Source organism: Acinetobacter sp. YH12137, from assembly GCF_013418535.1.
Lineage (GTDB): Bacteria > Pseudomonadota > Gammaproteobacteria > Pseudomonadales > Moraxellaceae > Acinetobacter.
This window is the reverse complement of the sequence record NZ_VPBW01000016.1, coordinates 51,124-61,971: the sequence shown is the minus strand read 5'-3', so window position 1 is coordinate 61,971 and position 10,848 is coordinate 51,124. Positions and strand designations below refer to the sequence as shown.

At 44.9% G+C, this 10,848-nt stretch carries 6 protein-coding genes; 1 reads left to right on the top strand and 5 read right to left on the bottom strand.

The window, feature by feature from the left end; genetic code table 11:
• Positions 1–164 precede the first annotated feature (164 nt).
• Positions 165–4,364, bottom strand: coding sequence for a DNA-directed RNA polymerase subunit beta' (gene rpoC, locus FTU72_RS09790; RefSeq protein ID WP_004781676.1), 4,200 nt, complete (start codon positions 4,362–4,364; stop codon positions 165–167).
• 158 nt (positions 4,365–4,522) lie between these two features.
• Positions 4,523–8,611, bottom strand: a complete 4,089-nt coding sequence (rpoB, locus tag FTU72_RS09785) for a DNA-directed RNA polymerase subunit beta (protein ID WP_004781674.1) — start codon at positions 8,609–8,611, stop codon at positions 4,523–4,525.
• Between rpoB and FTU72_RS09780 the strand changes: the two genes are divergently transcribed.
• Positions 8,605–8,856, top strand: a complete 252-nt coding sequence (locus tag FTU72_RS09780; RefSeq protein ID WP_034170979.1) for a hypothetical protein — start codon at positions 8,605–8,607, stop codon at positions 8,854–8,856. The two genes, rpoB and FTU72_RS09780, sit on opposite strands and share 7 nt — an antisense overlap.
• Before the next feature lie 63 nt (positions 8,857–8,919).
• Here the strand turns inward: FTU72_RS09780 and rplL are convergent, their stop codons facing one another.
• The 3 genes from rplL to rplA all read right to left on the bottom strand — a co-directional run bounded on the left by rplL (position 8,920) and on the right by rplA (position 10,845).
• Positions 8,920–9,288 (bottom strand): 50S ribosomal protein L7/L12, encoded by a 369-nt coding sequence (rplL, locus tag FTU72_RS09775; protein WP_159123444.1) that lies wholly within the window; start codon positions 9,286–9,288, stop codon positions 8,920–8,922.
• A gap of 48 nt (positions 9,289–9,336) precedes the next feature.
• The gene (rplJ, locus tag FTU72_RS09770) at positions 9,337–9,843 is read right to left on the bottom strand and encodes a 50S ribosomal protein L10 (RefSeq protein WP_004781671.1); all 507 of its coding nucleotides are present in this window, start codon (positions 9,841–9,843) and stop codon (positions 9,337–9,339) included.
• A 306-nt stretch (positions 9,844–10,149) separates the two neighbouring features.
• On the bottom strand, positions 10,150–10,845 hold the full coding sequence (gene rplA, locus FTU72_RS09765) for a 50S ribosomal protein L1 (protein WP_004781669.1): 696 nt from the start codon (positions 10,843–10,845) through the stop codon (positions 10,150–10,152).
• Positions 10,846–10,848: the final 3 nt, after the last annotated feature.

Here is a 10,848-nt window from a genome sequence, read left to right as displayed (position 1 = left end):
TTAATGGAAAAATCTAAAAGGTATGTTTTACCGAAAAAAAGAAGTAGAAACTACCCACGAGTTGTGAAAGGGAAACCACAGAAATACCCAAAAAAATGCCAGTCAATCTCTTAACTGACTGGCATTAACCCGAAGGTGGCTTTTTAAAATGATTTAGCGGCTAATTACAGACCGTTAAATTCATCGCTGAATGCTTGGCTCAACGCCTGGTCTACATCAGAGAAGTCATTGTGCAATTCAAATTCTGCAGCTTCTGCTTCCTGACGACGACGCTCTAAGTGATAAGCCAGGCCTGTACCCGCTGGGATCAGACGACCTACAACTACGTTTTCTTTCAGACCGCGTAAATCATCTTCTTTACCTGTTACAGCCGCTTCAGTTAACACACGAGTGGTTTCCTGGAACGATGCAGCAGAGATGAACGAGTCAGTAGAAAGCGACGCTTTGGTAATACCCATCAATTGACGTTCAAACTTCGCAGGGAACTTGTTCTGCGCAAGAACAGCTTGGTTCTCTTGCATCACACGGATGTAATCCACTTGTTCACCTTTGATAAAGCTTGTATCGCCACCGTCAGTGATGTCCACTTTACGCAGCATTTGACGTACGATCACTTCAATATGCTTGTCGTTGATTTTTACACCTTGCAGACGGTAAACGTCCTGAACTTCGTTCACGATGTAGTTAGTCAACGCCACTTCACCTTTCAAACGTAAGATGTCATGCGGGTTCTGTGGACCATCAGAAATAGTTTCACCACGGTTCACATGTTCGCCTTCGAACACGTTAATGGTACGCCATTTCGGAATCAGCTCTTCGTAGATCTCAGAACCATCATCCGGAGTAATCACCAGACGGTTTTTACCTTTGGTCTCTTTACCGAAACTTACAACACCTGAAACTTCTGCAAGGATTGCATGTTCTTTCGGTTTACGCGCTTCGAACAAGTCAGCAACACGTGGCAGACCACCGGTAATATCACGAGTACGTGAAGATTCTTGTGGTACACGACCAATTACGTCACCCACACCAATTGTTTCGCCATCACGGACAGAAAGAATGGTGTTTTGTGGCAAGAAGTAGAACTGTTCACCGCCGTCTACTGTGTCAAGCACAACAGCTGGACGTAAATCTTTACCAGAAGCAGGACGTGCTGTTACAGGCAAGATTTCAACAGTGGTCATACCAGTTGCATCATCAGTTTTCGATGTTGCAGTTACACCATCAGCAATCTGGCTGAAGCGAACTTTACCAGCTACTTCTGTTACAAGTGGATGTGTATGCGGATCCCAAGTCGCTACGATACCGCCTGCTTCTACAGCTTCGCCATCTTTCAGCAAGATAGACGCACCATATGGCAGTTTGTAACGTTCACGTTCACGGCCTAAGTCATCTGCAATACCGATTTCACCTGAACGTGAAGTTGATACCAAGTGACCTTTGGCATGTTGTACAGTTTTTACGTTATGGAAACGTACAGTACCTTTATTACGAACTTGTACGCTGTTTGCAGCAGAAGTTCGGCTCGCAGCACCACCTACGTGGAAGGTACGCATGGTTAACTGTGTACCCGGCTCACCAATTGACTGAGCAGCCATAACACCCACAGATTCACCTGGGTTTACCAAGTGACCGCGTGCAAGGTCACGACCGTAACATTTCGCACAAACACCGAAAGTAGATTCACAAGATACGACTGAACGTACTTTAACTTCATCGACACCTTGCTCTTCCAGGTAGTTTGCAAGTTTTTCGTCGATCAATGTGTTACGCGGCAGAATAACTTCTTCAGTACCCGCACGTTTCACATCTTCAGCAACTACACGACCTAGTACTCGAGTACCCAGGTTCTCGATCACGTCACCGCCTTGAATGAACGGAGTCATGACAAGACCAGACAACGTACCACAATCCGGCTCAGTGATGACCAAGTCTTGCGCAACGTCTACCAGACGACGAGTCAGGTAACCAGAGTTCGCTGTTTTCAGTGCTGTATCGGCCAAACCTTTACGCGCACCGTGTGTTGAAATGAAGTACTGAAGTACTGTCAAACCTTCACGGAAGTTCGCTTTAATTGGTGTCTCAATGATCGAACCATCCGGTTTCGCCATCAGACCACGCATACCAGCCAACTGACGAATCTGAGCTGCAGAACCACGGGCACCAGAGTCAGACATCATGTAGATGCTGTTGAATGATTTCTGTTTCTCGTCCTCACCCTGTTTGTTCTTAACAGTCGTGAATGACAAGTTATCCATCATCGCTTTCGCTACCTGGTCGTTTGTACGCGCCCAGATATCGACCACTTTGTTATAACGTTCGCCGGCAGTTACGAAACCTTGTTCGAACTGTTGTTCAATTTCACGAACTTCAGCTTCGGCTTTCCCGATAATCGCTTGTTTTTGTGGTGGAATGACCATGTCTTCCATACCAACAGAAACACCAGAACGAGTCGCTTGGCGGAAGCCAAGGTACATCAATTGGTCCGCGAAGATAACAGTGTCTTTCAGACCCAGTTTACGGTAGCAAGAGTTGATTAACTTAGAGATGTTCTTTTTAGTCATCTCAACGTTAATTTGCTGGAAGTCCATACCTTCAGGCACAACTTCCCAAAGCAGACAGCGACCAGGAGTTGTATCTACGATAATCGTTTGCTGTTCACGTTCGCCGTTTTCGTTGATCACGGTTTGGTGTACACGTGCTTTCACGCGAGCGTGCATATCTACCTGACCAGTCGCAAGCGCACGGTTCACTTCGTCAGTATCCGCGAACACCATGCCTTCACCTTTGGCATTTACTGCATCACGAGTGATGTAGTAAAGACCCAAGACAACGTCCTGAGACGGTACGATGATTGGCTCACCGTTCGCTGGAGACAGAATGTTGTTAGTCGACATCATTAACGCACGAGCTTCTAACTGAGCTTCAAGTGTTAATGGTACGTGTACCGCCATTTGGTCACCGTCGAAGTCGGCGTTGAACGCAGCACATACGAGTGGGTGAAGACGGATCGCTTTACCTTCAATCAGAATAGGTTCAAATGCTTGAAGACCTAGACGGTGAAGGGTCGGCGCACGGTTCAACATTACTGGATGCTGACGAATCACAGAGGCAAGAACATCCCAAACTTCTGGAGTTTCACGTTCAACCATTTTCTTCGCAGCTTTAATGGTTGTTGCTTGACCAGATGCTTGCAGCTTCGCAAAGATGAATGGCTTGAACAGTTCAAGCGCCATTTTCTTAGGAAGACCACATTGGTGTAAACGCAGGCTTGGACCTACGGTAATTACCGAACGACCAGAGTAATCGACACGTTTACCCAACAAGTTCTGACGGAAACGACCTTGTTTACCTTTGATCATATCTGCCAAAGATTTAAGCGGACGTTTGTTCGAACCTGTAATTGCACGACCACGACGACCGTTATCCAGCAATGCATCTACAGATTCTTGCAACATACGTTTTTCGTTACGTACGATGATATCTGGAGCCGCAAGGTCAAGAAGACGTTTCAAACGGTTGTTACGGTTGATCACACGACGGTAAAGGTCGTTCAGGTCAGAAGTCGCGAAACGACCACCTTCAAGTGGTACAAGCGGACGAAGATCTGGTGGAAGTACAGGAAGTACGTTCATCACCATCCATTCTGGCTTGTTGTTCGAATCGTTGAATGCTTCCATCAATTTCAGACGTTTAGAGGCTTTTTTAAGCTTAGTTTCTGAAGTTGTGTTAGGGATTTCTTCACGAAGACGCGCAATTTCAGCTTCAAGATCGATATCTTTAAGCAAGTCTTGAACCGCTTCTGCACCCATTTTCGCAGTGAATTCATCACCGTGTTCTTCTAACGCATTGAAGTATTCTTCATCGTTCAGAAGTTGGTATTTCTCAAATGGAGTCATACCTGGGTCAGTTACAACGTAAGATTCGAAATACAATACGCGTTCGATATCACGTAGCGTCATGTCTAATAAAAGACCGATACGGCTAGGCAATGATTTCAGGAACCAGATGTGCGCAACTGGAGAAGCAAGCTCAATGTGACCCATACGCTCACGACGAACTTTCGCAGTTGTTACTTCAACGCCACATTTTTCACAAATGACGCCTTTGTATTTCATACGCTTGTATTTACCACACAAGCATTCGTAATCTTTTACTGGACCAAAGATTTTGGCACAGAATAAACCGTCACGTTCTGGTTTGAACGTACGGTAGTTAATGGTTTCTGGCTTTTTAACTTCACCATGAGACCACGACTTAATCATTTCTGGTGACGCAAGACCAATACGGATGCGATCAAACTCTACAGGAGCATGACCGTCGGAATCCGTCTTTTTGCGCATGATATCGAGCAAGTCTTTCAATTTTTTTCTCCGTGTGTCGAGGAGATTTTCACTTCCCGACTGGGTCACAAATATTGTTTTTTACTGAAATTCGGGAATCTCAAGAATCCCCCCTAAATCCCCCTTTATAAAGGGGGACTTTCTCCCCTCTTTCTTAAAGAGGGGTCGGGGGAGATTTCTTAGTCACCATTTTTCAGTTCAATGTTGATACCTAAAGAACGGATCTCTTTGGTCAATACGTTGAACGATTCAGGCATACCTGGGTCCATATAATGGTTACCATCTACAATGTTCTTATAGATACGGGTACGGCCTTCAACGTCATCCGACTTCACAGTAAGCATTTCTTGAAGCGTATATGCTGCACCGTATGCTTCCAGTGCCCAGACTTCCATCTCACCGAAACGCTGACCACCGAATTGTGCTTTACCACCAAGCGGCTGTTGCGTTACTAGAGAGTAAGAACCAGTAGAACGCGCATGCATCTTGTCGTCAACCAAGTGGTTCAGTTTCAGCATGTACATGTAACCTACAGTTACAGGACGGTCGAAACGTTCACCAGTACGGCCATCATACAATACAGTTTGACCCGTACGTGACAAGCCAGCAAGCTCAAGTAATTCTTTGATCTGACCTTCTTCAGCACCATCAAATACTGGAGTTGCCAGAGGAACACCTTTACGCAAGTTACCAGACAGTTTCAAGATTTCTTCATCAGTCAGGCTGTCAAGATCTTCTTGCTGACCGCCAACCTTATTATAAATCTTGTCTAGGAAATCACGCAGTTCAAGAACTGTACGCTGTTCTTTCAGCATCTTATCGATTTGATCGCCAAGACCTTTAGCAGCCATACCCAAGTGAGTTTCCAGAATCTGACCGACGTTCATACGTGATGGTACACCGAGCGGGTTCAGTACGATATCTACTGGTACACCATTGGCATCGTGCGGCATGTCTTCAACAGGCAGGATGTTAGAAACTACACCCTTGTTACCGTGACGACCCGCCATCTTATCACCAGGCTGGATACGACGTTTAACGGCCAGGTAAACCTTAACAACTTTCAATACGCCAGTTGTCAGTTCGTCACCTGTAGAAAGTTTGCGTTTTTTCTCAGCAAATTTCTCATCAATTTCAAGGCTCTTCTCTTTTAAGAACACTTGAATTTGAGTTAAACGTTCAGCAATTGCTTCATCACTTGGTTGGATATCAAGCAGATCAACCAGCTCTAAACCAGATAACAATTCTTCAGACAGTTTGTCACCGCGTTTAGTAGTACCGCCACCGTTAGATTCCTGACCTTTCAACAGACGGACAATACGTTCGCGTGCTGCTTCTTCGAAGATTTTGTATTCTTCTTTCAAGTCTTTACGGTAAGCATCCAGCTGAGCTTTTTCAATTGCCTGAGCACGTTCGTCTTTCTCAAGACCGTCACGTGTAAACACTTGAACGTCGATCACAGTACCTTTAGTACCCGATGGAACACGTAAAGAAGAGTCTTTTACGTCAGCCGCTTTTTCACCGAAGATTGCACGAAGCAGTTTTTCTTCAGGAGTTAACTGAGTTTCACCTTTAGGCGTTACTTTACCTACCAGGATGTCACCCGCGGTCACTTCAGCACCGATGTAAACGATACCTGACTCGTCCAGTTTAGAAAGCGCTGCTTCACCCACGTTCGGGATATCGGCAGTAATTTCTTCAGCACCCAGTTTGGTATCACGTGCAACACATGAAAGTTCCTGGATGTGAATAGACGTTAAACGGTCTTCTTGAAGAACACGCTCAGATAACAAGATAGAGTCTTCGTAGTTGTAACCGTTCCAAGTCATGAACGCTACACGCATGTTTTGACCCAATGCTAGCTCACCACCATCAGTTGATGGACCGTCAGCCAGAACGTCGCCACGACCTACTTTATCGCCCAGGTTCACAAGAACTTTCTGGTTGATACAAGTGTTCTGGTTAGAACGTGTGTATTTGATCAGGTTATAGATATCTACACCTGCTTCGCCCGCAACCATTTCGTCTTCGTTGACACGAATTACAACACGCGAAGCGTCAACAAATTCAATACGACCACCACGTTTCGCGATTACACATACACCAGAGTCATGTGCTACGTTCGCTTCCATACCGGTACCAACCAGTGGTTTGTCAGCGATTAACGTAGGAACAGCCTGACGTTGCATGTTCGAACCCATCAATGCACGGTTGGCGTCATCGTGCTCAAGGAACGGAATCAGTGATGCTGCTACAGATACAACCTGTTGAGCAGATACGTCCATATGCGTCACTTTTTCAGGAGGCATACGTACGAATTCACCTTGGTGACGTACAGAAACGAATTCTTCAGACAGGTTGCCGTCTTTATCTACTGCAGAGTCGGCCTGTGCAATCACAGTACCTACTTCTTCAATCGCAGACAGGTATTCAACGTCATCAGTTACGCGGCCATCAACCACTTTACGGTATGGAGTTTCCAGGAAACCGAAGTTGTTACATTTGGCGTAAACAGACAGAGAGTTGATCAAACCAATGTTTGGACCCTCAGGAGTCTCAATTGGACATACACGACCATAGTGAGTTTGATGTACGTCACGTACTTCGAAGCCCGCACGTTCACGAGTCAAACCACCAGGCCCAAGTGCTGATACACGACGCTTGTGGGTAATTTCAGATAACGGGTTGTTTTGGTCCATGAACTGAGACAACTGGCTTGAACCAAAGAATTCTTTGATTGCAGCAGCCACTGGCTTCGCATTGATCAGGTCTTGCGGAGACAGATTATCAGTTTCAGCTTGAGACAAACGTTCTTTAACAGCACGTTCTACACGAACCAGACCTACACGGAATTGGTTCTCAGTCATTTCACCCACAGAACGAACACGACGGTTACCCAAGTGGTCGATATCGTCGACTTCACCTTTACCGTTACGGATTTCTACTAATGTTTTTAATACATCAGTGATATCTTCATTCGAGAGAATGCCTTCAACTTCGCGTGACTTCTGATCAGTACCCACTTCGTAAGGACGACCCAAACGACGGTTAAACTTCATACGGCCGACTGGAGACAGATCATAACGCTCAGAAGAGAAGAACAGGTTGTTGAACAGGTTCTCAGCAGCTTCTTTTGTTGGTGGCTCACCTGGACGCATGACTTTGTAGATTTCTACAAGTGCTTCATCACGGCTTACTGTGGTATCAGCACGTAATGTATCCGCAATGAATGGACCACGGTCGATATCGTTAGTGAACAGGATGTTGAACTGTTTCACGCCGCCTTCTGCAATTTTCACCATAATTTCATGGCTTAGAACAGTATTGGCTGCAATCACATCACCATCTTTCAGTGGGATGTCTTCAGCAGTGATACGTTCGTACAGGTATTCATCAGGAACAGAAAGCTTCTCAAGACCAGATGCTTCCATTTGACGTACATGACGTGCGTTAATACGTTTACCTTGTTCAACAATGACTTTGCCGTCTTTGTCAGCAATGTCGAACTGTGCCATTTCGCCGCGCAGGCGCTCTGGAACAAGGTCAATCTGGTAGCTACCCATGTCCAGATACACAGGTACTTTCTCGTAGAACATGTCGAGAATTTGTTCGTTGGCATAACCCAGCGCACGAAGCACCACAGTCGCAAGCAATTTACGACGACGGTCAATACGTACGTAGACCAGGTCTTTGGCATCAAATTCAAAGTCTAACCATGAACCACGGTAAGGAATGATACGAGCTGAATAAAGGACTTTACCGCTTGAGTGAGTTTTGCCTTTATCGTGGTCAAAGAATACGCCCGGTGAACGGTGCAATTGCGATACGATTACACGCTCGGTACCGTTAATCACGAAAGTACCGTTGTCTGTCATAAGCGGCATTTCGCCCATGTAGACTTCTTGTTCACGTACGTCTTTGATTGATTTAGTTTCGCGATCTTTCAGGATCAAACGAATTTTTACGCGCATTGGTGCTGCATAAGTTGAGCCACGAAGGATACATTCGCGTACATCAAACTCAGGCTTACCAAGACTATACTCAACGAATTCTAAAGCAGCATTGCCAGAATAACTTTCAATAGGAAAAACTGAACGAAATGCGGCTTGGAGACCGATATCTTCGCGGTTTTTTGGTGATTTGCCATCTTGTAAGAATGTTCTGTACGAGTCGACTTGAATCGCGAGCAGGTACGGAGCATCCATGACGCTAGGCAATTTACCAAAATTCTTACGGATCCGTTTCTTTTCGGTATATGAGTATGCCATCTGGAGTCCTCGGAAAGTGTAAACCAAGCCCGCCTGCAGAACGGGCTCAGAAGGAATTACGCTGGCCGATATGGCCACCACTCTTTACAAATGCTGCAATTTTTAGTGGTATTAAAACGCTTAACAATATTTTTTTAATGAAAAATATTGGTAAGCGTTTGTTCATTATGTTTATTTTTAATTTGTATGAATTTTATATCATGCAAACAAAAATCGAGCCGATTATTGTAACGCAAAAAGGCTGATGACCCAAGAGCCATCAGCCAATTTTTGGAGCCGATTATAAAAAAACCGGCTCCTTTAAGAAATTACTTAAGAGTAACTGTAGCACCAGCTTCTTCAAGTTTTTTCTTAAGCTCTTCGCCTTCTTCTTTAGAAACGCCTTCTTTAAGAACTGTAGGTGCGCCTTCAACCATGTCTTTAGCTTCTTTCAAGCCAAGACCAGTAGCTTCACGAACTGCTTTAATTACAGCAACTTTGTTACCACCGAAAGAAGTCAACTCAACGTTGAATTCTGATTGTTCTTCAGCAGCAGCAGCAGCGCCAGGAGCAGCAGCAACAGCAACAGCAGCAGCAGATACGTTGAATTTCTCTTCGAAAGCAGAGATTAGTTCAACAAGTTCAAGAACAGTTTTTTCTGCAACTGCGTTTAGGATTTCTTCGTTAGTTAAAGCCATGAGAATAACTCCAAATGGAAATTGAATGGTGTGGAAATAAATTTAAGCTTATGCAGCTTCTGACTCGTTTTTCTCTTTGAGCGCAGTAATAAGGCGACCCAATTTCGAAATAGGAGCTTGAAGAACGTTTGCAAGCATAGTAAGCGCTTTTTCTTGGTTCGGAAGGTTCGCGATTACGCTAACTTCAGCACCTTCGTAAACTTTGCCATCAAATGCAGCAGCTTTAAGTTCGAATGCTTTGTTAGTTTTTGCGAATTCTTCGAACAAGCGTGCAGCTGCACCCATGTCGTCTTCAGAAGTCGAGAAAGCTAAGATTGTTGGGCCAACAAGGCTGTCGTTCAAGATATTGAATTGAGTATCTTGAAGAGCGCGTTTAGCCAGAGTGTTACGCACGATACGTGTTTTAACACCTAGTTTACGAGCTTCAACACGAAGAGCAGTTAATTGCTCAACTGTTAAACCTTGGTAGTCAGCAACAACAGCGGCAAATGCAGTAGAAGCAATTTCACTTACTTCAGCTACGATCTGTTTTTTGCCTTCAATAAGAAGAGCCATTGTAAAACCTCCTAACGGTGATTTATGTGCCTGATCACAAGCACACTCCCAATTCGTGAATTCATCTCTGAAATCACACGCGGAGGATGAACAAATCACACCACCGCGTCTACGCAGGCTGGAGTATTAAGAGGAAAGCATAAAACTCCCCTCGCCTGAGGTCTTTGACGCTGATAAATTTACATTTATCAATTCAAAGTCTGCCTAAGTTCGCAAGTAGTCCGAAACCGGTTTCTTCTTGCGTAAGTTTTAAAGCAGTGCTTTAAAACTTACTCAGGGCTTTAAAATTCTGTATAAGTTTATAACTTATTTAGAAACGTTTGCTACATCAACGATCAGACCAGGACCCATAGTAGAGCTTAGAGTGATCTTTTGAATGTAAACACCTTTAGAAGTAGCAGGTTTTGCTTTCTTAAGGTCAGCTACAAGAGCTTCAACGTTTTGACGAACAGCTTCAGCAGAGAAACCTACTTGACCGATCGCAGCGTGGATAATACCTGCTTTGTCTACACGGTAACGCGCTTGACCAGCTTTTGCATTTTTAACTGCAGTTGCTACGTCAGGAGTTACAGTACCCACTTTAGGGTTTGGCATTAAGCCACGTGGACCAAGAATCGTACCCAGTTTACCAACAACGCGCATTGCATCAGGAGCAGCAATCACTACGTCGAAGTCAAGGTTTCCGCCTTGGATGCTTTCAGCAAGATCATCGAAACCAACAACGTCTGCACCAGCTTCTTTCGCAGCTTCAGCAGCAGCGCCTTGAGCAAATACAGCTACGCGTACAGTTTTACCAGTACCTGCAGGAAGAGTAGTCGCGCCACGAACAACCTGATCAGATTTACGAGGGTCAACACCCAGGTTTACAGCGATGTCCAAAGATTCTTTGAATTTCGCAGCTGGAAGGCTAGTAAGAACTTCTACAGCTTCTTCTAAAGTGTAAACTTTCTGTGCTTCTACAGCAGCAGCAATGGCTTTTTGACGTTTAGTTAACTTTGCCATGTC

Bases quoted from the DNA above. Each gene is read 5' to 3' on its own strand.
- FTU72_RS09780 (WP_034170979.1), top strand. From the start codon at position 8,605: ATGCCATCTGGAGTCCTCGGAAAGTGTAAACCAAGCCCGCCTGCAGAA.
- rpoB (WP_004781674.1), bottom strand. From the start codon at position 8,611: ATGGCATACTCATATACCGAAAAGAAACGGATCCGTAAGAATTTTGGT.
- rplL (WP_159123444.1), bottom strand. From the start codon at position 9,288: ATGGCTTTAACTAACGAAGAAATCCTAAACGCAGTTGCAGAAAAAACT.
- rplJ (WP_004781671.1), bottom strand. From the start codon at position 9,843: ATGGCTCTTCTTATTGAAGGCAAAAAACAGATCGTAGCTGAAGTAAGT.
- rplA (WP_004781669.1), bottom strand. From the start codon at position 10,845: ATGGCAAAGTTAACTAAACGTCAAAAAGCCATTGCTGCTGCTGTAGAA.